Source organism: Peribacillus sp. P4_D6 (assembly GCF_056401795.1).
The window spans coordinates 1-23,082 of record NZ_JBFUIQ010000065.1 but is presented as its reverse complement, the minus strand read 5'-3'; the positions used below and the strand labels follow the sequence as shown (position 1 = coordinate 23,082).

At 43.8% G+C, this 23,082-nt stretch carries 26 protein-coding genes and 1 other annotated feature; of the genes, 23 read left to right on the top strand and 3 right to left on the bottom strand.

The window, feature by feature from the left end; all coding sequences use genetic code 11:
• From AC1DVB_RS17565 to minD, 9 genes are all read left to right on the top strand, one after another.
• On the top strand, positions 1-256 hold a 256-nt coding region (locus AC1DVB_RS17565), incomplete at its 5' end, for a prepilin peptidase (protein ID WP_477590205.1).
• A gap of 308 nt (positions 257-564) precedes the next feature.
• Positions 565-1,530, top strand: coding sequence for a hypothetical protein (locus tag AC1DVB_RS17560; RefSeq protein ID WP_328097972.1), 966 nt, complete (start codon positions 565-567; stop codon positions 1,528-1,530).
• Between the two features lie 188 nt (positions 1,531-1,718).
• Positions 1,719-2,288 carry a Maf family protein gene (locus AC1DVB_RS17555; protein ID WP_477590203.1) on the top strand — a complete coding sequence of 190 codons (570 nt, stop codon included), beginning with the start codon at positions 1,719-1,721 and terminating at the stop codon, positions 2,286-2,288.
• 59 nt (positions 2,289-2,347) lie between these two features.
• Positions 2,348-3,022 (top strand): RadC family protein, encoded by a 675-nt coding sequence (gene radC, locus AC1DVB_RS17550; protein WP_053537324.1) that lies wholly within the window; start codon positions 2,348-2,350, stop codon positions 3,020-3,022.
• Positions 3,023-3,170: 148 nt separating this feature from the next.
• On the top strand, positions 3,171-4,190 hold the full coding sequence (locus AC1DVB_RS17545; protein ID WP_034308871.1) for a rod shape-determining protein: 1,020 nt from the start codon (positions 3,171-3,173) through the stop codon (positions 4,188-4,190).
• Between the two features lie 139 nt (positions 4,191-4,329).
• Positions 4,330-5,202 carry a rod shape-determining protein MreC gene (mreC, locus tag AC1DVB_RS17540; protein WP_057276635.1) on the top strand — a complete coding sequence of 291 codons (873 nt, stop codon included), beginning with the start codon at positions 4,330-4,332 and terminating at the stop codon, positions 5,200-5,202.
• A complete protein-coding gene (mreD, locus tag AC1DVB_RS17535) occupies positions 5,199-5,717 on the top strand; it encodes a rod shape-determining protein MreD (RefSeq protein ID WP_057276634.1) in 519 nt (172 codons plus the stop codon). The genes mreC and mreD overlap by 4 nt, the downstream gene beginning before the upstream one ends.
• Positions 5,718-5,834: 117 nt before the next feature.
• On the top strand, positions 5,835-6,518 hold the full coding sequence (gene minC / locus AC1DVB_RS17530; RefSeq protein ID WP_034308864.1) for a septum site-determining protein MinC: 684 nt from the start codon (positions 5,835-5,837) through the stop codon (positions 6,516-6,518).
• A gap of 2 nt (positions 6,519-6,520) precedes the next feature.
• Positions 6,521-7,324 (top strand): septum site-determining protein MinD, encoded by an 804-nt coding sequence (gene minD / locus AC1DVB_RS17525; RefSeq protein ID WP_034308862.1) that lies wholly within the window; start codon positions 6,521-6,523, stop codon positions 7,322-7,324.
• Between the two features lie 130 nt (positions 7,325-7,454).
• On the opposite strand, the gene AC1DVB_RS17520 is transcribed toward minD, so the two are convergent.
• Complete coding sequence (locus AC1DVB_RS17520; protein WP_034308861.1) at positions 7,455-7,898, bottom strand: S1 domain-containing RNA-binding protein; 444 nt, start codon at positions 7,896-7,898, stop codon at positions 7,455-7,457.
• A gap of 257 nt (positions 7,899-8,155) precedes the next feature.
• On the opposite strand from AC1DVB_RS17520, the gene AC1DVB_RS17515 reads away from it, so the two are divergent.
• The 11 genes from AC1DVB_RS17515 to AC1DVB_RS17465 all read left to right on the top strand — a co-directional run bounded on the left by AC1DVB_RS17515 (position 8,156) and on the right by AC1DVB_RS17465 (position 17,375).
• Complete coding sequence (locus AC1DVB_RS17515) at positions 8,156-8,905, top strand: M23 family metallopeptidase (RefSeq protein WP_034308857.1); 750 nt, start codon at positions 8,156-8,158, stop codon at positions 8,903-8,905.
• Positions 8,898-9,764 (top strand): M50 family metallopeptidase, encoded by an 867-nt coding sequence (locus AC1DVB_RS17510; protein WP_034308855.1) that lies wholly within the window; start codon positions 8,898-8,900, stop codon positions 9,762-9,764. The genes AC1DVB_RS17515 and AC1DVB_RS17510 overlap by 8 nt, the downstream gene beginning before the upstream one ends.
• Before the next feature lie 42 nt (positions 9,765-9,806).
• Positions 9,807-11,279: an Rne/Rng family ribonuclease gene (locus AC1DVB_RS17505; RefSeq protein WP_454862025.1), complete on the top strand. Its 1,473-nt coding sequence runs from the start codon at positions 9,807-9,809 to the stop codon at positions 11,277-11,279.
• A gap of 75 nt (positions 11,280-11,354) precedes the next feature.
• Positions 11,355-11,438, top strand: a sequence feature (ribosomal protein L21 leader region).
• 13 nt (positions 11,439-11,451) lie between these two features.
• The gene (rplU, locus tag AC1DVB_RS17500) at positions 11,452-11,760 is read left to right on the top strand and encodes a 50S ribosomal protein L21 (RefSeq protein WP_034308849.1); all 309 of its coding nucleotides are present in this window, start codon (positions 11,452-11,454) and stop codon (positions 11,758-11,760) included.
• Between the two features lie 13 nt (positions 11,761-11,773).
• The gene (locus AC1DVB_RS17495) at positions 11,774-12,106 is read left to right on the top strand and encodes a ribosomal-processing cysteine protease Prp (protein WP_048688952.1); all 333 of its coding nucleotides are present in this window, start codon (positions 11,774-11,776) and stop codon (positions 12,104-12,106) included.
• A gap of 12 nt (positions 12,107-12,118) precedes the next feature.
• On the top strand, positions 12,119-12,409 hold the full coding sequence (gene rpmA / locus AC1DVB_RS17490; RefSeq protein ID WP_034308845.1) for a 50S ribosomal protein L27: 291 nt from the start codon (positions 12,119-12,121) through the stop codon (positions 12,407-12,409).
• A 538-nt stretch (positions 12,410-12,947) separates the two neighbouring features.
• Positions 12,948-13,487, top strand: a complete 540-nt coding sequence (locus AC1DVB_RS17485; RefSeq protein WP_477590198.1) for a Spo0B C-terminal domain-containing protein — start codon at positions 12,948-12,950, stop codon at positions 13,485-13,487.
• Positions 13,488-13,535: 48 nt separating this feature from the next.
• Positions 13,536-14,825, top strand: coding sequence for a GTPase ObgE (gene obgE / locus AC1DVB_RS17480; protein WP_477590196.1), 1,290 nt, complete (start codon positions 13,536-13,538; stop codon positions 14,823-14,825).
• 40 nt (positions 14,826-14,865) lie between these two features.
• Entirely contained in the window at positions 14,866-15,315 is a 450-nt protein-coding gene (locus tag AC1DVB_RS17475; RefSeq protein WP_034308837.1) for an ACT domain-containing protein, read from the top strand.
• A gap of 130 nt (positions 15,316-15,445) precedes the next feature.
• Positions 15,446-16,321, top strand: coding sequence for a prephenate dehydratase (pheA, locus tag AC1DVB_RS17470; protein WP_034308835.1), 876 nt, complete (start codon positions 15,446-15,448; stop codon positions 16,319-16,321).
• A 361-nt stretch (positions 16,322-16,682) separates the two neighbouring features.
• Positions 16,683-17,375, top strand: coding sequence for a DUF6944 family repetitive protein (locus AC1DVB_RS17465; protein ID WP_239858550.1), 693 nt, complete (start codon positions 16,683-16,685; stop codon positions 17,373-17,375).
• A 60-nt stretch (positions 17,376-17,435) separates the two neighbouring features.
• On the opposite strand, the gene AC1DVB_RS17460 is transcribed toward AC1DVB_RS17465, so the two are convergent.
• The gene (locus AC1DVB_RS17460; protein ID WP_063575563.1) at positions 17,436-17,966 is read right to left on the bottom strand and encodes a transcription repressor NadR; all 531 of its coding nucleotides are present in this window, start codon (positions 17,964-17,966) and stop codon (positions 17,436-17,438) included.
• 49 nt (positions 17,967-18,015) lie between these two features.
• Complete coding sequence (locus tag AC1DVB_RS17455; RefSeq protein WP_095679654.1) at positions 18,016-19,143, bottom strand: IscS subfamily cysteine desulfurase; 1,128 nt, start codon at positions 19,141-19,143, stop codon at positions 18,016-18,018.
• Between the two features lie 103 nt (positions 19,144-19,246).
• Here AC1DVB_RS17455 and nadB point away from each other — a divergent pair, with 103 nt between their 5' ends.
• From nadB to nadA, 3 genes are read left to right on the top strand one after another with little or no spacing between them, the layout of a single operon-like run.
• Positions 19,247-20,830 (top strand): L-aspartate oxidase, encoded by a 1,584-nt coding sequence (nadB, locus tag AC1DVB_RS17450; protein ID WP_477590193.1) that lies wholly within the window; start codon positions 19,247-19,249, stop codon positions 20,828-20,830.
• The gene (gene nadC / locus AC1DVB_RS17445) at positions 20,811-21,662 is read left to right on the top strand and encodes a carboxylating nicotinate-nucleotide diphosphorylase (protein ID WP_095395143.1); all 852 of its coding nucleotides are present in this window, start codon (positions 20,811-20,813) and stop codon (positions 21,660-21,662) included. The genes nadB and nadC overlap by 20 nt, the downstream gene beginning before the upstream one ends.
• Positions 21,659-22,765 (top strand): quinolinate synthase NadA, encoded by a 1,107-nt coding sequence (gene nadA / locus AC1DVB_RS17440; protein WP_095679652.1) that lies wholly within the window; start codon positions 21,659-21,661, stop codon positions 22,763-22,765. Before nadC ends, nadA begins: the two co-directional genes overlap by 4 nt.
• The last annotated feature ends 317 nt before the right edge of the window (positions 22,766-23,082 follow it).

The window sequence follows — 23,082 nt, the reverse complement described above, 5'->3', positions numbered from 1 at the left end:
GAGTAAGGGTGGCATGGGTGGCGGTGATATCAAGCTGTTTGCAGTGATTGGCTTCGTATTGGGAATGAAGATGGTGCTGTTATCTTTGCTTTTTGCGTGCTTTTATGGGGCATTGCTTGGCATCACCGGGTTGCTGACCGGAATCTTAAAAAAGAAAACCCTTATTCCTTTCGGACCGTATATCGTTTTTGGGACATTGACTGCTTACTTTTGGGGCGATTCGCTATTACATTGGTATGTAACATTTTTAAGATGAGCTTAAAGGGCCATCCTGATCCAAGAGGAATTTGTCAAAAATCACCTGAACTATAGCTCAGTAGGGAACCATCCCCATTTGACGGCAAGAGATTATGAAATGATGGAGGGATGTATGTAATTGGTGAGAGGTGATATGGAATGGTTTCATGAAGCAATAGTACCAGTACCTGGAATTCCTTTTTTGTTACCCATATATGAATAGGGAAATTTGACGAAACCTATTAATGACAAGACGACAAAAGTCTTGTTATTTTTTTTTTCCTCTATGATAGGATGAAAAAAATGATCTGGAGGGGAGGAAAAAAATTGGGCAAGCCGGAACAAAGCAAGGGTGTAACGATTAAAATAAATGGGGAAGAAAAAGTATTTGGCGATAAAAAAATTGAAAGTCAAGAGGCGGCGAGTAAGGAGCAGGAACAGGAACAAACTGATGAGAGTTTCGAATGGATACTCCCTGAGGATTCAAATGAAAGCAAGATCGTATTGGTACCCACACCTCCAAAGAAGAAAATGCCGAAGCTCATCGGCTTTGGTACCGGGTCACTGAAAAGCTCGGATACAAGACCGATCAAGACATTCATGATTGCAGTCATCTGTGCTGTGTTTTTTGGGTCGATTCTTGGCTTGATCGCCGTTAAAACGATTACAAAGGAAAAAGCCGAAGTATCTTCGGTCGAGACCCCGATTCCAACCGAAGCCACTGTTGAAGATAAAAAAGCGGCAGTGACCGAACCGGGAAACCAGCTGAAGACATTCCTTGTACAGGGTGGAGTATTCAGCAGCGAGGATGCGGCAAGGCAAATTCAAAAGAAAATCATTGAAAAGCAGGTTCCTGCTGAAATCTTCAAATTGGAAGAAAGCTATTATCTATTTCTGGGATCGGCAGAGAGTCTAGCTGCAAGTAAAGAACTGGCCTTGTTCTTAAAGTCATATGATGTGGATGTATATTGGAAGGAAATCAATTTTGAAGCGGCCGGGACAAGCCAAGAAGATGAAAAAACCCTCGACAAGATGAAGGCAGTATATGCTTCGTTGGCAGAAACATCCGCAACAAAGCTTCGCGGAAAGGCAGGGACGGTAAACGGGGAAACCCTGAAAAAAAACATGGATGAACTGAAGGCGGCGAAATTATCGCCGGCGTTTTCAAAGATGAACGATGACCTGACTGCTGCGGCAAAGTCGATTGATGAATATGAGACTTCCAAAAATGAAGAAAAACTATTCCAGGCTCAAGAAAGTCTTCTGAATTTTTTATTGAATTACCAAAAGTAAAGAAAAAAGGGGGGGCTGCCTAATGGGACAAGCCCCCCAATATGAAACCATCTGTGACACCTTTTTTATTTTCCGGGAAATACTTACAGGGATTTGTCGATTCCTAGTAAACAATAATTGTGGATTGCATCATTATTTGATAGGATAGATATGTATCTCCCTATGTAAAGAAAGGTGACTTTTATATTATGCAGCCATTGATTTTAGCTTCCTCATCACCACGTCGTAAAGAACTTCTTCAATTTCTTCAAATCCCCTTTGAAAGCATGAATTCCAATGTTGATGAAAGTATTGATGAAAACATGTGTCCTGATGGAGCGGTGAAAGAACTGGCATCCCGTAAAGCGGAAGCCATCGCAGCAAAATTTCAGGAAAGCTGGGTAATCGGCTCGGATACCGTTGTTGTCCTTGATGGTAAGATTTTGGGTAAGCCGGTAAGCAGGGCGGATGGAAAAAGAATGCTGGAAATGTTATCAGGACGGACACATGAAGTATACACAKGTGTCGCCATCCTGTTCGGAAAGCATCGCAGAGTATTCGCAGAAAAAACTGAAGTGACATTTTGGGAGCTGCCAGAAGCTGAAATCGAACGATATCTGGATAGCGGGGAACCTTTTGACAAAGCTGGCGGCTATGGGATTCAAGGATACGGATCCCTTCTTGTCAAACAAATCAAAGGGGACTATTTCTCAGTCGTCGGGCTTCCGGTCTCAAGACTGGCCCGGGAACTTAAAGCGATGCAGGAAGAGTTAGGATAATCAGATTTCCCCTGGCATCTTCCCTTTTCTAAGGAAGGGTTGATCTTTTGAGCGAAAAAATGTTAATACGGGATTACCCGAAAGAAGAGAGGCCGCGCGAAAGGTTTCTCCAGGACGGGCCGCAAAGTCTTTCCAATCAGGAATTGCTTGCTTTGCTATTGAGGACAGGATCAAGGGAAGAATCAGTCCTGCAACTATCCGGCAGGCTCATCAATTCCTTCAAGGGCCTGCGCCTGCTAAAAGAAGCCTCAGTGGAAGAACTGACCGTGATTAAAGGGATTGGTGAAGCAAAAGCGATACAAATCCTGGCCTCTGTCGAACTTGGCAGGAGAATTAACAATTTGAATGACCAAGACCGTTATGTGATTCGATCTCCTGAAGATGGAGCTAATTATTGCATGGAGGAAATGCGGTTTTTATCACAGGAACATTTCGTCTGTCTCTATTTAAATACGAAAAATCAAGTGCTACAAAAAACTACGGTATTCATCGGGAGCCTCAATGCCTCGATCGTGCATCCGCGCGAGGTCTTTAAAGAGGCTTTCAAAAGGTCAGCTGCCTCTATCATTTGTCTTCATAACCACCCCTCCGGAGACCCCTCTCCCAGCAGAGAAGATATTGAAGTGACGAAAAGGTTAGTCGAATGTGGTAAAATAATCGGCATTGAAGTATTGGACCATATCATAATCGGGGAACATAAATATGTTAGCTTGAAGGAAAAAGGTTATTTATGACACTATCAAATTTTTTGACGATACGATATAATATTGTTTATGATTTTTAAAAGAGGAAACTTTTTCAAAACTCTTATTGTCAAAAAACGACAAATTATTATTTGAACTTATAAAAAGGCATTTTTGTTTACGAAAGGGAGATACCATAATGTTTGGAATTGGAGCAAGAGATATAGGGATTGATTTAGGAACGGCGAATACGCTTGTCTATGTGAAGGGAAAAGGCATCGCTGTACGTGAACCATCGGTTGTAGCGGTGCAAACAGATACAAAGCAAATCGTTGCAGTCGGAAACGATGCGAAAAACATGATCGGCCGTACACCTGGTAACGTGGTTGCCCTGCGCCCGATGAAGGATGGAGTAATTGCCGATTATGAAACGACGGCTACCATGATGAAGTACTATATGAAGGAAGCTCAAAAGAAGGGCGTATTCGGCAACAAGCCATATGTCATGATTTGTGTGCCTTCTGGAATTACGGCAGTTGAGCAGCGTGCAGTCATCGATGCAGCAAGACAAGCTGGAGCCCGTGACGCATATCCTATCGAAGAACCGTTTGCAGCAGCGATCGGTGCGGACCTTCCCGTTTGGGAGCCTACAGGCAGCATGGTCGTCGATATCGGCGGAGGGACGACGGAAGTGGCCATCATTTCCCTTGGCGGAATCGTTACAAGCCAATCGATCCGTATTGCCGGTGACGAAATGGATGATGCCATAATCGTCTACATCCGTAAGAACTACAATTTGATGATCGGTGAGCGTACTGCTGAAGCGATCAAAATGGAAATTGGTTCTGCTGGAGACACGGAAGGCGTCGAAAACATGGAAATTCGCGGCCGTGACCTATTGACCGGATTACCAAAAACGATCGAAATTACAGCTGAGGAAATATCCAAAGCATTAAGCGACACTGTTTCTGCAATTGTGGATTCCGTGAAAAACACTTTAGAGAAAACACCACCTGAATTAGCCGCTGACATCATGGACAGAGGCATTGTACTGACAGGCGGGGGTGCTTTGTTGCGCAATTTGGATAAAGTCATCAGTGAAGAAACGCAAATGCCGGTGATCATCGCTGAAAATCCTCTGGATTGTGTTGCGATCGGAACGGGAAAAGCGCTGGACCACATTCATTTATTCAAGACTAAATCAAGAGATTCGCGATAAGCACATTACTTCTCAAATAGGGCCGGCTCAACAAAAGGTGCAATTTTGAGCCGGTTTTCTTATGTTTTGCTGTTTCATTAAATCCATAGTGTAATTTAAAAAAACCATAGAGTAAATTTTAGATAGAGGTGTAATCACCATGCCACAGTTTTTTAATAAAAAGCTCCTTCTCTTGCTCGTTAGTATTATCGTTCTCGTGGCATTGATCGGTTTTTCATTAAGGGAGAGAGAAGAGTTGACCTGGCCGGAGCAATTCCTGAAAGATACGACAGGCTGGGTCGGAAATGTGTTTAATAAGCCAGTATCGGGTATAACAGGTTTTGTAGGGGGCTTAAAAGACCTTCAACATACATACGATGAAAACAAAAAATTGAAAGCCCGCTTGGATGAATATGTATTATTGAAAACCCAAGTCCAAGATTTAAAGGAAGAAAATGAAGAACTTCGCGACAACCTCAAAAAAGAAGATGACCTGCGGAAGTATTCGCCCACTCAGGCGACGGTCATCGGCCGTAATCCCGACCGCTGGCATGAAATGCTGACGATCAATAAAGGGAAGCGTAATGGGGTAGAAAAAAACATGGCTGTCATCACTTCCAATGGGTTAGTCGGTAAGGTGAAATCGGCGACGGATTTCACGGCCTCGGTTCAACTTTTAAGTTCAATCGATAAAGCCAACCGTGTCTCAGCCATCGTTCAGGGTGATGATAAAGCATATGGCTTGATTGAAGGGTTCGATGATAAGAAGAACCTTTTGCTGATGAAACGGATTCCTTACGATAAAAAGATCAAGAAAAATTCATTGGTCATCACATCCGGTTATGGAGGAATCTTTCCGAAAGGTCTGCTGATCGGGAAAGTTGTCGATGTCAAAGTGGATCAATATGGATTGAACCAGACTGCATATATCGAACCTTCGACGGATTTTTATGATATTAATAATGTCATGGTCGTTCAGCGTGAAGTGGACGGTGTAACGAAAGAAAGTGAAGGGGAGGATGAAGCTGAGTGAGATATTTCATCCTTTCTTTCATAGCCTTGGTTTTTTTTGTTTTTGAAAGCATCTTCGCCCAGATGTTCGCTGGAGATGCATTCGGGGCCGATAAAATCGTCGTGCCCCATTTCATGATGATATTCGTTTTTTTCCTGACCATGTACGGGTCCAGGAAAATGGGTATGCTTTATGGGGCGATTCTTGGGTTGACTTATGATGTCGTATATACGGAAATCCTTGGAATTTACATGTTCCTGCTGCCTTTTCTTGCCTATCTGATATCGAAAAGCATGAAAATCCTGCAAAATAATATTTTGGTTGCCTGCCTTACTGCGCTTTTATTCACGGCAGTTTTAGAGGTTGTCATCTTTCAGATGAATATCATCCTATCATTTGCAGATATGGGATTTGGTGAATTTGCGGAACGGAGATTGATTCCGACATTATTATTGAATCTCGCATTCATTATCATCAGCTGCTATCCTTTAAAAAGAATGATTGAAATGCTTGATTTGCAAGGAGAAACGGAATAACGTTCCTGTGTCTTTAAGAAGCAGGTGGGAAATGTATTTTCTCTTTTCCGTGTACGTAGAAAAAGGAAATTTGTTTTCCTATGTCGAATTATATTTCATTGAGGTGAAACAAACGTCATGAATAAAAGAATTCAGCAAAATGTCATGATTAAGGGAACAAAAGACGGGTTTATGCTTCATCTCGATGATTCTTGCTCATTTTCCGAATTATTGAAAGAGTTAGAAGTGAAGCTTTCGGCAAACTATCAGTTTCAAGAAAATGACCCGTCCATTTCCGTAAAAGTACATACAGGGAACCGCTATCTTGATGAACAACAAGAAGAAAAGATTAAAGAGGTCATCCATAAAAAGAAGAAGCTTTTCGTGGTTGAGATGATTTCGAATGTCCTGACGAAGGATGAAGCGAAACGATGGAAAGAAGAAAACCAAGTGACGACAGTGACAAAGGTGATAAGGTCGGGACAGGTTTTTGAAGTTCCCGGTGACTTACTGTTAATTGGGGATGTCAATCCCGACGGAACGGTTCGTGCGGGTGGCAACATATATATCATGGGACAGCTAAAGGGAATAGCCCATGCCGGATATAAAGGGAATAATGAGGCCATCATAGCTGCCTCTGTCATGAAGCCTGCCCAGTTGCGCATTGCCGGACAAGTGAACTTATCTCCTGATCAATATTCAAAATGGGGACATGACTTGGAATGTGCCTTCATGGATGAAGAAGAAAATATCATTATAGAAAAACTGCAAGTTTTAAAGAAATATAGACCTAATTTAAATAGATTAGAAGGGGGTCTCTAATCGTGGGAGAGGCAATAGTTATAACATCCGGTAAGGGTGGTGTCGGGAAAACGACCACCTCCGCCAATTTAGGAACATCTTTAGCTCTTCTAGGCAAGAAGGTTTGCTTGATTGATACGGATATTGGTCTTCGGAATCTGGATGTGATCATGGGATTGGAGAATCGCATCATCTATGATTTGGTCGATGTGGTCGAAGGGCGCTGCAAGATTCACCAGGCGCTCATTAAGGATAAACATTTCGAGGATTTGCTTTATTTGCTTCCAGCTCCGCAAAATAGTGATAAAACAGTGGTGAATGAAGAGCAGATGAGGAAACTCATAAGCGATATGAAGCCTGACTATGATTATGTCATCATTGATTGCCCTGCAGGCATCGAACAGGGGTTCAGGAATGCCATAGCTGGGGCAGACAAGGCGATTATCGTTACGACGGCAGAGAGACCGGCTGTAAGGGATGCTGACCGTATTATTGGCCTGCTTGAAAAAGAAGAGCATATTGAACCGCCTCAATTGATCATCAACCGGATTCGCGGCCATTTGCTTCATGAGGATGAAGAAATGGATATCGATGGAGTTGCCGATTTTCTTAAGATTGATTTGATCGGCGTCATTCCTGATGATGACCAGGTCATTGTGGCAGCGAATAAAAAGGAACCCATTGCCTACAATCCGGACAATAGAGTCTCGCTTGCCTATCGAAACATTGCCAGAAGGATCCTTGGTGAATCTGTGCCTTTGACTCCAATTGGCAGCGAACCAAAAGGCTTCATGTCCAAGTTGAAAAAATTCTTTAGCGTGCGGTAAATCTATATTCTTTTGTCAAGAAGCGGGGAGCATTTGATGCCCTCGCTTTTTTTTTGCACGGAACTTCATGAAAATAAAAAAGGCAAGCCGTATCCCGGCTTGCCTGTTCTATATGCTAAAATGCAGCGGGTTATCCGCGTCTTCCGCCTCTGCCGCCGCGTTTTGATTCAGTGCTGCGTTTAAGAGTCGATAAATTTTCTTCGCTAGTCTTTAAAAAGCGCACCATTTTATCTTCGAAATTTTCCTTTGGTTGGAAATTACCTTTTGAACGAAAATCTTTAGAACGGCTATCCCCTTGGCGTGGTGGGCGTTTGGTATAAGAAGAGGTTTGCCCTTCGGGTCTATCTATAGCCTTTTTGATGGACAAGGCAGTTTTTCCGTCTTTCTCACTAATCACTTTTACTTCAATTTGGTCGCCTACTTTAAGATGGTCATTTACGTCTTTTACATAGCTATCTGCTACCTCACTGATATGCACAAGACCTGTTGAGCCTCCTGGTAATTCTACGAATGCTCCAAAATTAGTGATACCTGTTACCTTACCTTGTACTTTGCTGCCTATTTCGATTGACATAAAAAAATGTTCCCCCTCAATAATGTTAAAACCACTTTATTATAACAAATTTCAGGGAACAATATCAATCTCAATTATTAGATTTTCTGAATCGATACAGAAATCACCTTGGAAATTCATTGGTTTCTTGATGATTTATCATTGGAAAAAATTTTTCAGGATGTGCAGAAAGAATATCTTTTCTCCGTCATAGTCTGGACAAGTTGCTCATACGTTGTAATATAGCGCTTTGACATGAGCAGGGAGGGGAATCTGGAATGGATGATCGCAGGAAAGATATCCGAAATCGTATTGCCAAGAGACGCAAGTTTAATGATAAGCCGGCAGGAAGCAGCAGTTGGACGGAAATCAACAATGAGGAACCATATGGGATTGATTCATATAACGGGTATTCCGAGAAAGATCATCCGCTCTTCAAGAAAGAATATTTTTTCTTTAAAATCCTTGCCAGTGTATGCCTGTTCCTGATAGTTGCGGTGATGTTCAAACACCCTTCTGTGCGGCTGGACCCTGCCAGAAGTTTTGTCACGGAGAACATGAACAAGGAATTTCAGTTCGCTTCAATCTCCAATTGGTACGAAAGTGCGTTTGGTAAACCAATCGCTTTTTTACCGAATGAAGCCAATACGGAAACTGTTGATTCGAATGAGGAATATGCAATGCCTGCTTCTGCGAAGATTACCCAAAACTTCGAGACGAACGGTGAGGGAATCATATTGGAAACGAGCAAAGGCTCAAAGGTCGAGGCCGTTAATGAAGGGGTCGTCATTTTTGCCGGTGAAAAGGAGGGGATCGGAAAGACGGTAGTCATTCAGCATGCCAATAAAACTGAATCTTGGTATGGGCAGCTGAAAGAAATTGATGTGAAATTGTATGAGTTCGTTAAAAAGGGCAATGAAGTCGGACAGGTTACACTAAGTGAAGATGGATCCAAGGGCAGATTTTATTTAGCGATAAAAGAAAATGATGCTTTCGTCGATCCTAAAAAGGTGATTTCCTTTGAGTGAATATGCGAAGTTACTGTTTAAAATCAGGGTGCACCCGACACTGTGGTTTGTCATTGGCATCGCCATCCTCACAGCCCATTTCGTTGAAATGATGATGCTCCTGCTCATCGTCTTCATTCATGAAATGGGGCATGCTGTCTGTGCCCAGCACTTCAAATGGCGGATAAAGTCAATCCAGCTGCTTCCTTTTGGCGGGGCAGTCGAGACTGAGGAGTATGGAAATAAGAGTTTGAAGGAGGATTTGGCGGTGGTGCTTGCCGGTCCGCTTCAACATGTTTGGCTCATTGGCGCAGCTTTTTTGCTCTATTTCTTCACTATTATCCCATATGAGCTGTATCAGCCCTTTTTGTATATGAACCTCATGCTGCTGATTTTTAATCTTCTGCCAATTTGGCCCTTGGACGGGGGACGCTTGCTATTCATCGGTATTTCCCTATACTGCACCTTTTTGGAAGCGCAGAAGCATACCCTTCACTTTTCTGCAGTATTCGCTGTCCTGGCTTTTTTGACCTGGATCATACTGGATCCGCTCAATTTGAACATCTGGCTCATCATCTTTTTCATAAGTCTCTCACTCGTCATGGAATGGCGGCAGAGGTATTACGCGTTCATCCGCTTTCTTTTGCAGCGCCATTACGGGCATACGAATGATTTGGCGAAACTGAAGCCGATATCGGTGGATTCACAAGAACCGATTTATAAAGTGCTGGAACTGTTTCAACGCGGCTGTAAACACCCCGTCATCATCATGAAAAACGGGAAAGAGAGCGGCTCGTTGGATGAAACGGAAATCCTTCATGCCTATTTTTCGGAGAAAATGACGAACGGGAAAATCGGCGACCTATTATATTCTTATTAAATATGTTATCCTTTCTTCAAATTGAGGAGAGGATTTTTTTTGATGAAAAAAATGATCGCGAACCTAGCTTCACGCGAAAAAAGAGTGGCCGTCCTTGAGAATGGTGTTTTACGTAAACTTGAAATCATGCCGCCTCAAAAGCGCAGTACGGTCGGTAATATTTATCTTGGGAAGGTGACGAAGGTGCTGCCGGGAATGGATGCCGCCTTCATTGATTATGGTGCAGAGAAGAATGGTTTTTTACACCGTGACGAGATTCCCTCCTTCCAGCTTACAAAAAAAAGTGATGGGAAAGCACCCATCGGTCAATTTATCCGTCAGGGAGAAAATCTGCTAGTTCAGGTGACCCGGGATGAAACAGGAACAAAAGGAGCTAAATTGACGGGGCTGATCGAGTTTTCAACGGAGTCCCTCGTTTACATACATGGAATAGATTATGTTGGTGTTTCAAAGAAATTCAAAAACGACGATCTTCAGAAGCAATGGCGGGAAACGGCCATGCAGCATAAAAATCCTGATGAGGGTCTGATTGTCCGCACCTCGATGGAGAACGAAAGTGAATCGGTCTTCCTTGACAGGTTAACTGGATTGCGGGAGCTCCATAAAGGGCTTGAAGTCAAGGCTGCGTCCCTAAAGGCCCCGTCCCTTCTCTATGAAAGGGACGCATACCTTGATATGATCATTTCCGAAATGTCGGGAACGGCGAACGGGGAACTTGCCATCGATGACTTCGAGACCTATCTCGAGTTGAAAAAGTGGATACAGGAAAACCGTAAGGAGTGGGAAATATCCCATGTAGCGGGTACCAGGAATATTTTTTCCGAATGGAATGTGGAAGCGCAAGTTGAGAAAATGGCCAAGAAAATCGTTTGGCTTGATAATGGCGGATATTTAATTTTTGAAGAAACGGAAGCTTTCACCGTAATCGATGTCAATTCAGGTAAGTTCACCGGCAAGGTGGAGAAGGAAGCAACATTGTTTGCGGTCAATCAGGCTGCGGCGAAAGAGGTCGCCCGTCAACTGAGATTGAGGAATATCAGCGGAATCATCCTGATAGATTTCATCAATATGGACCAGTCCCGGCATAAGCAGGAAATCATCGAAATCGTCAAAAAGGAAGCGGTGAGGGATGAAAAGCGAATCCAGGTCATCGGTTTTACGGAACTGGGCATTTTACAAATGACGAGAAAGCGAACCTCCCCGTCTTTAAGTGAAATGACGACGGTACCTTGCCCTGTGTGCAGCGGAAGCGGTAAAATCGAGAGCCCGGAAACGGTGGCCTTCCGGTTGGAACGTGAACTGCTGGAGCACAGGAAGACGGATGATGAAGCGGTATGGGTGGAGGTCAGTAAAGCGGTGGCGGACGTGCTGCTTGGTGAAAAGGAATCATATCGGCCGGCATTGGAGGAATTGATCGCTAAAAAGATATTCCTGTCTTTTATCCCAGGTTTGACGAATGCCTATTCCATCAAGCGATTCGGAAGCATTCAGGAAATCGGGCGGGCTTTCGAGTGAAGAGCGGGAATTGTTATAAATATATTGACAGCCTTTCCTGTTTCATGGTAGGATTTTAATGTTATGTTTGTAGCACCCGTGCTACAACCGCTCAACATCAGGTTTTAAGCTTTTGCCTTTTTGGTAAAACGCCTGTGATTGGCGAGTCTGAGACATTTAAGGAGGTGCAAGTATGTACGCAATTATCGAAACTGGCGGTAAACAAATTAAAGTAGCAGCTGGCGAAGCGGTTTACATTGAAAAATTAAACGCAGAAGCAGGCGAAACTGTTACATTTGACAAAGTTTTATTCGTAGGTGGCGAAGACGTGAAAGTCGGTGCTCCACTAGTTGAAGGCGCTACTGTAACAGGTACTGTCGAAAAACAAGGTAAGCAAAAGAAAATCACTGTTTTCAAATACAAAGCGAAGAAAAACAATCGTAAAAAACAAGGTCATCGTCAACCATACACTAAAGTTGTTATCGAAGCAATCAACGCGTAAGGGCTGATTCTAGATGATCAAAGTTGTATTTGATGCTCCGCAGGAACGGATTGCTTCGTTCACCTTAAGCGGACATGCTAATTTTGCTAAAAAAGGTTCTGATATCGTTTGTGCAGGTGTATCGGCTGTTTCCTTCGGGGCAGTCAATGCGATCATGTCCTTAACGGACGTAGAGCCTGAGATTGAGCAAGGGCGAGAAGGCGGCTATCTTCGCTGCGCCATTCCGGGGAATCTTTCGCCGGAATCGGAAGAGAAGGTTCAGCTGCTTTTGAACGGAATGCTCATATCGCTGCAAACTATCGAACGTGATTATGGTAAATACATGAAAATTATCCTCAACCAATAGGAGGTGGAACAAATGTTAAGATTAAATCTTCAGTTCTTCGCTTCGAAAAAAGGAGTAGGTTCTACAAAGAACGGACGTGACTCTCAATCTAAGCGTCTTGGCGCTAAACGTGCAGATGGTCAATTCGTATCTGGTGGTTCTATCCTTTACCGTCAACGCGGAACAAAAATCTATCCTGGTGAGAACGTAGGCCGTGGTGGAGACGATACTCTATACGCTAAAGTAGACGGTGTTGTTAAATTCGAACGTTTCGGACGTGACCGTAAAAAAGTAAGCGTATATCCAGTTGCACAAGAAGCATAATTGGCATCTTTGAACAGAGGCTGACTCAAAAGGGTCTGATTCCTTCTACAAGACACTATATACCGCGTCATTATTAATAATGGTATGCTATATAGTGATGAAGGGGTCCGGCCCTTTATTTATACTATAGGAACGAACCAGCATTTTGCAGGAGACTTTAGTCATTAGTATAAGGAAAACAACCTCTGACTTACAAAAGGCTCGCCAATAGGCGGGCTTTCTTAAACTTTCAGGGGGTAAATCCAAGATTAATCATCCATCCGATTTGGTTAAACCAAATAGACACTCCAATTCAACTATAATATCTCCAATTGGTGCATAAATAAGGCCCATTCTCTTTTTTAGTTCAAATGGCTCTACCATCGTCCAAAGAACTCAGGGTGTGCGGCTGTATTTTTTGGACGGGGGCTTTCATGTGAAGGCATGTGAATCGAGCTTCATTTCCTGTTTGTTGTTTTTTTGATATACTGTACAAATGGAAGTATTCAACATGATAGAGCTGAAAAAAGTTTCTTTATCATAATTGAAGGTGTTAATAATGGATAAAAATTGGACGACTATTGAAACTCTGCGTCAAACCAGGCATGACTGGCTGAATAAAATTCAAATCAYCAAAGGGAATCTGGAGTTGAACAGAATTGATCGTGTCAAGGGCATCATTGATGAAATCATTGTTGAAACCCAGAATGAAGCACGACTTTCCAGTTTGAAATTGCCCAAGTTCACCGAGATGCTTTTGACGTCGAATTGGAATAATGGATCATTTTATTGCGAATATGAAATCATTGATGTTTTTGAAGGCTCAACCGAGATGGACGGGCTGCTGTATCGCTGGACAAACGATTTCTTCAAGATTCTGGATAAAAACTTTGATCCGTTTTTTGAAAATATACTGGCTGTTTCTATGTGTAAAAAAGAAGTGAGCGATATGCACTGTACATTTCATATGCAAGGCAGGTTCATTGATCAATCCCCAGTGATCGAGTTTTTGGAAAGATCATTGACGGCCGAGCAATCAATTGAAATTCTTGAATGTAATGAGGATGAAATATTTTTTAAGATGGATATTAACTTTTAGAGAAGTATACAGCAAGAATTGACTTGCAGAAAACAAGGAAGTGATAGCATGTTTGTCGATCAAACGAAAGTCTATGTAAAAGGCGGAGACGGTGGTAACGGGATAGTTGCTTATCGTCGTGAGAAATTCATACCTAAAGGCGGACCAGCTGGCGGAGATGGCGGTAATGGGGCCAATGTCGTATTTGAAGTGGAAGAGGGCTTGCGTACATTAATGGATTTCCGTTACCAACGTCACTTTAAGGCACCTCGCGGAGAACATGGCATGTCCAAAAACATGCATGGTGCGGCTGCAAAAGATATGGTCATCAAGGTTCCACCTGGCACCGTTGTCATCGATGATAAAACGAAGGAAGTCATTGCTGATTTAGTTGAGCATGGACAACGCGCCGTTATCGCCAAAGGTGGCCGCGGAGGCCGGGGAAATTCCCGTTTTGCCACGCCTGCCAATCCTGCACCTGAAATCGCGGAGAATGGCGAACCCGGCCAAGAACGCGATATCGTCATGGAATTGAAACTGTTGGCTGATGTCGGTTTGGTTGGTTTCCCAAGTGTAGGGAAATCCACTTTGCTTTCTGTCGTATCCGCAGCAAGGCCTAAAATTGCCGAATATCATTTTACAACGATCGTACCGAACCTCGGAATGGTGGAAACGGAAGATCACCGCAGCTTCGTCATGGCCGATTTACCTGGTCTGATCGAAGGCGCTTCAGAAGGAGTGGGACTTGGACATCAATTCCTGCGCCATATTGAAAGAACGAGGGTAATCGTTCATGTAATCGATATGTCGGGTCTTGAAGGCCGGGATCCATATGAAGACTACCAAACAATCAATAAAGAATTGGAAGAGTATAACCTGCGCTTGACTGAACGTCCGCAAATCATTGTAGCAAGTAAAATGGATATGCCGGACTCAGAAGATAACTTAGCTGCTTTCAAAGAAAAGCTGGAAGAAGACTATCCTGTCTTCCCGATTTCTGCCGTGACGCGTGAAGGGATCCGTGAGCTTCTTTATGCAATCGCTGATAAAATCGAAGAGACCMCTGAGTTCCCTCTTGAACATGAAGAAGAGAATACTGGAATCCACCGGGTTCTATATAAACATACATCACAGTCGGATGAATTTAACATTGAACGCGAACCCGATGGCAGCTTTGCCGTATCAGGATTCAAGATCGAGCGTCTATTCAAAATGACTGACTTCACCCGTGAAGAGTCCATACGTCGTTTCGCCAGACAGCTTCGTTCATTCGGAGTCGACGAAGGCCTTCGCCAAAAAGGTGCGACAAATGGCGATATCGTCCGTATCCTTGAATATGAATTTGAATTTGTTGATTGATTGGAGACCATGATGGCAGGCAAAAGGAGGCGTGCGGAGTTTGAATAAGTCCGATCAGAAATTTTTCCTCGTTCGAGAGGATGTCCTTCCCGAAGCGATGAAAAAAACGCTAGATGCAAAAGAAATGATTGAACGGGGAAAAGCGGAATCAGTTTGGGAAGCGGTACAGCGAGTGGACCTAAGCAGGAGTGCTTTTTACAAATACCGTGACACGGTTTTTCCATTTCATACAGTTGTTAAGGAAAAGCTGATTACACTGTTCTTCTATCTTGAAGATCGTTCTGGTACTCTATCGGAGCTTTTACGGCTCGTCGCCTCATCCGGTTGCAACATCATGACCATCCACCAAACGATTCCTTTACAGGGACGTGCAAATGTCACCCTATCCCTGAATACGGGTGGGATGACGATGGATATTAATGAACTGCTCACTAAACTGCGTAAAATGGAGTTCGTCGAAAAAGTCGAAATCATTGGTAACGGCGCATGAAAACAGCCTGTACATTACACATGTACAGGCTGTTTTCATTTGTAAGAGGAAATTAACGATTAACTATTGTAAAAAATCAGAAAATGGCATAACATAAACAATAGATTTTCCGTGAAAAGGAGTTTATAATATGACAGCGAAAATTGCATTTCTTGGACCAAAAGCAACGTTCACGGATTTAGCTGTATCGCGACTATTTCCTAATGATATAAAAATACCGATGAACACGATTCCGGACTGCCTTGATGCTGTTCGGGACGGGGAAGTGAATCACGCGCTCGTGCCGATCGAGAATGCTTTGGAGGGTTCGGTAAATATAACGATGGATTACTTAGTCCATGAAGTCACATTGCCGATGAAAGGCGAAGTGACGATTCCAATCCAACAGCATTATATGGTGCACCCGGATCATGCATATCCTGGTTTCAAACCTGACATGGTTTATTCGCATTCCCATGCCATCGCTCAATGCCGCAAATTCCTACATAATGAGCTGAGGGGCATTCCATATGAGTATGTCACATCCACAGCAGCCGCTGCGAAGATGGTGATGGAGAATCCCGATATCAATATTGCGGCGATTGCGAATGATATGGCTGCGGAGGAGTACGGTTTGACGATTGCCAAACAAAATATTCACGATTATGAACATAATCACACCAAGTTTATCGTCGTATCCAACAGTGAAGTCGACTATGAAGGGCATTTGACCGTTGAAGGGGATAAGAAAACGACCTTGATGATTCAGCTGCCTGCCGACCACTCAGGGCAGCTGCACCAAGTGCTTTCCGCTTTTTCCTGGAGGAAACTTAACCTTTCCAAGATTGAATCAAGACCAATGAAAACAGGATTAGGCAATTACTTCTTCATCATCGACATCGAAATGTCCCTTGACGATGTCCTGATCCCAGGAGCGATCTCTGAGCTCGAGGCCTTAGGATGTACGGTATCGATCATGGGAAGCTATACTTGCTTTAAAGTCCAAACTGGTGTACCGCAACGATGAATGTTAAAAGCTGAGTACAATGAATAAGAAGGGTGCCCCGGGGTTATTTCCGGGGCATTTTTTGTGTTCGTTAAGATGTATTTCCCTTGTGTACAAGTTCCTAAAATGGTGGGCTGTCATTTGATGAAATATATAGCAATAGGCAGGTTTATTGGATTTTGGGAAGATGGCGAAAGTTTTTCATGATAAAAAGTGCCTATGATTCTGGATGGAAAACAAACACCGATTGTGCTGAAAGCAAATACAATAAGTAAATCTCGGTGGGCCACATGTGGAACTGGCAATACATATTTTGAAAACTAATTCAGTGGATGCACCTTTTTTATCAAAAAATACAGAGAGAGGGTGGTGATCAGCAGAGATGGATAATCAATTCAAAGAAACTTTCGGTTCTTGGATTCAAGCGATAGGAACTGTCATTTCTGCTATAGCGGGTACACCCTCCCATGTCTTGGACGAAGAATTTCGTAATAACTTGGATTTGATTGGAAATGAACTTCAAGCAACAGGAAATGCCTTATTGGCCGACGCGGAAGAAACCTGGTCACTGGATAAATTCGGGAATATAATACAGGCAATCGGAAATTCGACTGTTATCTTAGGCCTAGTCATTGATTTTGATGAAATAACGAAACAGGAATTAATCATCAAAGGCAATCTGATTCAAGCGTTGGGAGGAGGAACCGCTTTGGCGGGGGCATACGAAAATCCGGATGAACCGGAACAGGCCTTCAATGCTACGGGAAATTTGTTGCAGGCGATTGGGAATTCGATGCAAGCGATGGGTGGAATTGCCGAACTTAAAAATAGCATTCTAGAAAAAGACCAAGATAAGGATCAAGAACAAGAAGAACAAGATAAGGAGCAGGAACAGCAAAAATATCAATATCCTAATTTGGAAGAGAAGCCATCTGATGGAGAATTAATCCAAGTGACGGGGGGCTGGGTACAGGCGGTCGGTTCCGTCATTAGCCTTATAGGGCAGTTGAGAAGTAACGAAGATGAAAACTCCGGGAATGGAAGCTCAAATGAAAGCAATTCCAATGATGAGTGAGCATGAGAGTCCATAAAAAAAATCCTCAAAAGCCCTATCTTTTGAGGATTTTTCGTTCATTCAATCGACTAAAATGCCGGCATCCCTCAAAGCGCACTCCGCTTCGTCGAGCAGTTCTTCAGATGATGCGCTCAGTGTATGGAGATGGATGCCGCTCGTTAGTTCCGATAAAAACGATGCATTCGTTGCCGTCACCCTTGAAAGGAATTGCTGGACCTCCTTACGGCTGCTGACCATGATGGAAGCGGTTAGGTCGCCGTATACGGGGTGCTCGATTTTGACATCTTTCACCGTGATGCCGATATCCACTAGTAAATATAGTTCTTCTTGGGTCCGGGAAGGATCGTGCTGGCAAGCAATGATCCTTTCCGGCTTCTGCGTGCTCCCCGATTGCAGGTACAGATAGCCTTGGCTTGTGGCAATGATAGGTTCATTCCGCGCTTTCAGGAGGGTAATGTCACCAACGATAACCTGCCGGCTTACATTCGTTATTTGCGAAAGCTCGCTGCCCGTTACAGGCTCCGTGCTTGTTTGCAATAAATGTAAGAGTTTCGTCCGTCTTTCTTCCCCAAGTAATTTCTTTCTTTCCATAAACATTCACCTCTTTAATTACAAACATTCTAACACAGATTGGAGGGTTTTATCGAATGGAAGCAATTCCTTCGATGCAGTCCGCCAACTTGTGAATGTCGTCGGCCGTCGTGTTTTTGCCAAAGGAAAAGCGGACGAATTGATGGGCTTCATCTTCGCTTTTTCCAATGGCCATCATCGTTTTTGAAGGATCCTGTTTACCGATTTGGCAGGCGCTTCCCGTCGAAACGGCGAATCCTTTCTGGTTTAATTCCAGCATGATGTACTGTCCTTGCAATCCAGCGAAGGTCAGCGCCAGTATGTGAGGCAATTGCTCGTATTTTGCTTCGATGATTTGAAAATCGATTTTCCTTTCCGTCAGCCGTTGAATCAATTGCGTCCTAAGTGCGGAAATCCGTTTTCGTTCATCTTCCATGATGTCGCCCAATTTCTTAGCAGCGGTCACGAAGGAAGCTATCCCGGGGACGTCCACTGTTCCTGGTCTGAAACCATATTCATGAGTGATATTCGGTACCGAAGCCTTCAACTGATGGATGGCCGGGAAAATGACGGCACCAGTCCCTTTTGGACCATAAACTTTATGACTGGAAACGGATAGTCCATCACATGAGGCGGCTATCTTGCCAAGCGGTAATTTAGCAAATGATTGGACGCAATCCACATGAAAAAAAGCCTGGTGTTTTCGAACGATTTCACTTATTTGCTCAATGGGTTGAATGACCCCGATTTCCGAATTCACATGTTGGACAATGACTAAGCATGTTCTCTCCGACATGCATTCCTGCAGATGTTCAATATCAACACGGCCATCTTTCAAATGCCGTAAATAAGTAACCTCGAAGCCATCTTGTTCAAGCTTTTCGACGAAATTGGCAAGAGATGCATGTTCAGTCCGGCTTACAATCAAGTGGTTCTGCCAGGATGGTTTCGAAGCGATGAAAGTATCTATCGCAAGCATGTTGCTTTCTGATCCGCCGCTCGTAAAGATGATTCCTTCCTTTTTTATGTTCAGCATTTCTGCGAGTTGCTGCCGTGACATATCCAATAAACGTGCCGCTTCAGAGCCAATATCATGCAAACTGCTCGCATTCCCGAAAAACTTCCGGGATGCTTGGCTGAATACGTCAAGAGCCTCCTCATCAATCGGAGTTGTAGCGGCGTAATCCAAATAAATCAAGAAATCACTTCCATCCTTTAAACTTAAAAAACTCTTGATAATAGTTTAATAATATGTAAATATAGTTGTCAAGACACCTGTCATAAACAGGAGGAATGAAATAATGGTAAAAGCGGATATCATCGTGATAGGCAGTGGGATTGCTGCCTTGAAAACGGCATTGGAAGCAAGTGAACATAAGCATGTGATACTCATCACAAAATCAAATATCCGTCATGGTAATTCTTATTTAGCCCAGGGCGGGATTGCTGCTGCAATATCTGATCGTGATCGAGTATCCTTTCATAAAAAAGATACGCTGGCGGCTGGTCAGCGATATAACAAGGTGAAGGCAGTGGAAAAACTCGTTGAAGAGGCACCTTCGGTTATAGCTGAACTTATTGCTTCGGGTATGCCATTTGACCAAGATGATGACGGAACTTTATTGCTTGGCATGGAGGGGGCCCACAGTGAACGAAGAATCCTCCATAGTCACGGGGATGCTACCGGAAAGTACATGATGGAACATCTTATAGGCTGCTTGAAAAAATCATCGGTTACTGTGATGGAGAATGTTGCTGCAGTGGAGTTGATCATCGGGAAAGATGATTCTTGCATAGGCGTCAAAACACTTGATAAGGCAGGGGAACTTGTTGCCTATCACGCGGAACGGACGGTTTTGGCAACAGGCGGCTGTGGTTCCCTATACCATTTCACTTCAAATTCACAAACGGTTTCAGGTGATGGGATCGCACTTGCATTCAAGGCCGGTGCAAAAGTGCGTGACATGGAATTCATACAATTCCATCCGACCCTGCTTTTTGTGAATGGCAAAGTGAAAGGCCTGGTTTCAGAAGCGGTTCGCGGGGATGGTGCGAGATTAGTGACGGAAATGGGAAAGCCGATCATGGAGGATGTCCATAGCTTGAAGGATCTAGCACCAAGGCATATTGTTGCACAGACGATTTTTTCTTATTTACAGCGCGGTGAAAAGGTATTTTTGGATATTTCGATGATCAACGATTTTAAAAATCGTTTTCCGACAGTGAGCTCATTATGTGAAAAAAGCGGGCTGGACCTTCAATTGGGGAAAATCCCGGTTGCACCTGGAAACCATTTTCTAATGGGAGGGATTGATGTGGATGAATCGGGGCAAACCTCTGTACCCTCTTTGTATGCAGTTGGTGAAGTGGCATGCACTGGTGTACATGGTGCAAACCGATTGGCAAGCAACTCCCTTCTCGAAGGATTGGTTTTTGGAAATACGCTTGGCCGTTTCCTTGCTAAAGTGCCGGCAAGGTCGATACCGCAAGAAAAAGAGCAGTCCAAGAGTTCCAGTCAAATTTCCTTTCTACCTGAACTCACGACATTGCAGGAAAAATTAATGAACGAAGCGGGAATCGTTCGAAATGAAGCGGGTTTAACTCGACTGAAGGATTATCTTGAGACATTTAATATCGAAAAATTGCTGCAAATGGAAGTGACGGCATTACCGATACAGGAAATAACGAAAATCAATGCCATCATCGTGGCGTGGCTGATTGCCGAATCCGCATTGACCAGAACCGAAAGCAGGGGCGGTCATTTCCGCAGTGACTATCCTAACGAAGATGACACCCAATGGCTTGAAAATTCGGTTATCCTTGCTTGCACGGATGTAAAAAACCGAGTGAAAGGGAGACGACTATATGAATATATTGAAGCTTAAGCAGATGCTGCAACAATTTTTAATGGAAGATATAGGGGAATGCGATGTAACGAGCGATACGATTTTTGACCAAGGTGAACAAGGTACTTTGACATTCATCGCAAAAGAAGGCGGCGTCTTCAGTGGAGGGGACGTCATCAAGACGGGATTTGCATTGCTGGATGAGCAGATAGAGGTTTTCCTTTTTGTTCAAGATGGCGAAGTTTTCGAAGAAGGACAGCAGCTTGCAAAAATGACCGGCGATATGGCCTCCCTTTTAAAAGGGGAACGGGTCGTTTTGAATTTGGTGCAGCGTATGTCCGGAATTGCGACACAGGCTCATAAAGCTGCCATGATATTAGCGGGGACGAAGACGAGAGCTTGTGATACGAGGAAAACCACACCGGGCCTGCGGATGCTTGAAAAATATGCGGTCCGTTCCGGCGGGGCATTCAATCACCGATATGGTCTGTATGATGCAGTCATGATAAAGGACAACCATATTTCTTTCGCTGGGTCCATAACGAAAGCGGTTCAAACGGTAAAATCCAAACTGGGACATACCACTAAGGTGGAAGTGGAAACGGAATCACCACAGCAGGTGCTTGAAGCAGTGGAAGCCGGTGCAGATATCATCATGTTCGATAACCGGAGCCCCGAAGAAATCAAGCAACTGATCAAATTGGTTCCCGCCCACATCATTACTGAAGCTTCTGGAGGAATCCATTTAGACAATCTAGCCTCATATAGGGAAACAGGGGTAGATTATATTTCGTTGGGCAGCTTGACGCACAGTGTCAGGGCACTTGATATCAGCGCAAAGGTCAAAGAGCAGGAGGGGATATTGAAATGAACATATTGGAGATGGCTAAAACAGCAGGAAATACATTGCCTGAAAAGTATAAAACGATGACAAAGGTAGAGATGGAGAATCGGGTCCATGACATCAAGAAACGACTGGGGAACCGTCTTTATATCCCAGGTCATCATTATCAACGGGAGGAAGTCATTCAATTTTCGGATTCAACGGGGGATTCACTTCAATTGGCCCAGCTTTCCGCGCAAAATCGTGAAGCGGATTATATCGTGTTTTGCGGCGTGCATTTCATGGCTGAAACAGCGGATATTTTGACGGAAGAAGGGCAGACGGTTATCCTTCCTGATATGCGTGCAGGCTGCTCCATGGCGGATATGGCCGATATTGAACAAACGGAACGGGCGTGGACAAAGCTTCAGGATCTTTTTGGCGATACGATCCTTCCGCTAACTTATGTGAATTCAACTGCGGCCATCAAAGCTTTTGTAGGGAAAAATGGCGGGGCGACGGTGACGTCTTCCAATGCACAAGGGATGGTCTCGTGGGCCCTCTCGCAAAAAGAAAGAATCCTTTTTCTTCCCGATCAGCATCTTGGGAGGAATACCGCCTTTGACCTTGGAATCCCATTGAATGAAATGGCTGTCTGGGACCCGCATAAGGATGAATTGATCTATGAAGGGGAACTGGAAGATCTGAAGGTACTTCTTTGGAAAGGACATTGTTCAGTCCATGAAAATTTCACTACGGCGAATATTGAAACGCTTAGAGCGGAGCAGCCTGAAATGAATATCATCGTTCATCCCGAATGCCGCCGTGAGGTAGTCGCCCTGTCAGATTACGCGGGTTCGACATCGTACATCATAAATATGATTGAAAAAGCCGAACCAGGTAGTTCTTGGGCAATCGGCACGGAAATGAACCTTGTCAAGCGTCTTATCGCCAATAATCCTGACAAGAACATCATCTCATTAAATCCGAATATGTGTCCATGTCTTACAATGAACCGGATTGATCTGCCTCACCTGCTATGGGCGCTTGAATCCATTGAAGAAGGTATCATCATCAATCCGATAAAAGTGGAGAAGAACATTGCGGATAATGCCATCCTAGCATTAAACAGAATGCTGGAGCGCGTTTGAGTCAGTGCAAAAGACTTTGAATCATAAGAAATAGAGGGGTAGAACACCCGTTCGGTCAGTAGACCTACTGAGGATTGAATGGTCTTATCCCGAATGCAATTTTATCATGGGATCATTGCCATGATTTTAAAACAAGACCGAGTAATCCACGTGTATTGTTACTGTTTTAACTGAAACTCACAGGTTGGCGACACTCCTGCCGAATAACTGGCTAGCCGAGACACTTGCGTCGAGGAGGCTTGGCAGGCAGTCGGCGGAAAGGGAGCGGATTTCTGAAATCCACTGGAACATTTTTCAAATAAAAAACTGCAGACAAA

Coding starts and splice junctions, on each gene's coding strand:
- radC (WP_053537324.1), top strand. CDS start 2,348: ATGTTAATACGGGATTACCCGAAAGAAGAGAGGCCGCGCGAAAGGTTT.
- AC1DVB_RS17545 (WP_034308871.1), top strand. CDS start 3,171: ATGTTTGGAATTGGAGCAAGAGATATAGGGATTGATTTAGGAACGGCG.
- mreC (WP_057276635.1), top strand. CDS start 4,330: ATGCCACAGTTTTTTAATAAAAAGCTCCTTCTCTTGCTCGTTAGTATT.
- minC (WP_034308864.1), top strand. CDS start 5,835: ATGAATAAAAGAATTCAGCAAAATGTCATGATTAAGGGAACAAAAGAC.
- AC1DVB_RS17520 (WP_034308861.1), bottom strand. CDS start 7,898: ATGTCAATCGAAATAGGCAGCAAAGTACAAGGTAAGGTAACAGGTATC.
- AC1DVB_RS17515 (WP_034308857.1), top strand. CDS start 8,156: ATGGATGATCGCAGGAAAGATATCCGAAATCGTATTGCCAAGAGACGC.
- AC1DVB_RS17505 (WP_454862025.1), top strand. CDS start 9,807: ATGAAAAAAATGATCGCGAACCTAGCTTCACGCGAAAAAAGAGTGGCC.
- rplU (WP_034308849.1), top strand. CDS start 11,452: ATGTACGCAATTATCGAAACTGGCGGTAAACAAATTAAAGTAGCAGCT.
- AC1DVB_RS17495 (WP_048688952.1), top strand. CDS start 11,774: ATGATCAAAGTTGTATTTGATGCTCCGCAGGAACGGATTGCTTCGTTC.
- rpmA (WP_034308845.1), top strand. CDS start 12,119: ATGTTAAGATTAAATCTTCAGTTCTTCGCTTCGAAAAAAGGAGTAGGT.
- pheA (WP_034308835.1), top strand. CDS start 15,446: ATGACAGCGAAAATTGCATTTCTTGGACCAAAAGCAACGTTCACGGAT.
- AC1DVB_RS17465 (WP_239858550.1), top strand. CDS start 16,683: ATGGATAATCAATTCAAAGAAACTTTCGGTTCTTGGATTCAAGCGATA.
- AC1DVB_RS17460 (WP_063575563.1), bottom strand. CDS start 17,966: ATGGAAAGAAAGAAATTACTTGGGGAAGAAAGACGGACGAAACTCTTA.
- nadB (WP_477590193.1), top strand. CDS start 19,247: ATGGTAAAAGCGGATATCATCGTGATAGGCAGTGGGATTGCTGCCTTG.
- nadC (WP_095395143.1), top strand. CDS start 20,811: ATGAATATATTGAAGCTTAAGCAGATGCTGCAACAATTTTTAATGGAA.
- nadA (WP_095679652.1), top strand. CDS start 21,659: ATGAACATATTGGAGATGGCTAAAACAGCAGGAAATACATTGCCTGAA.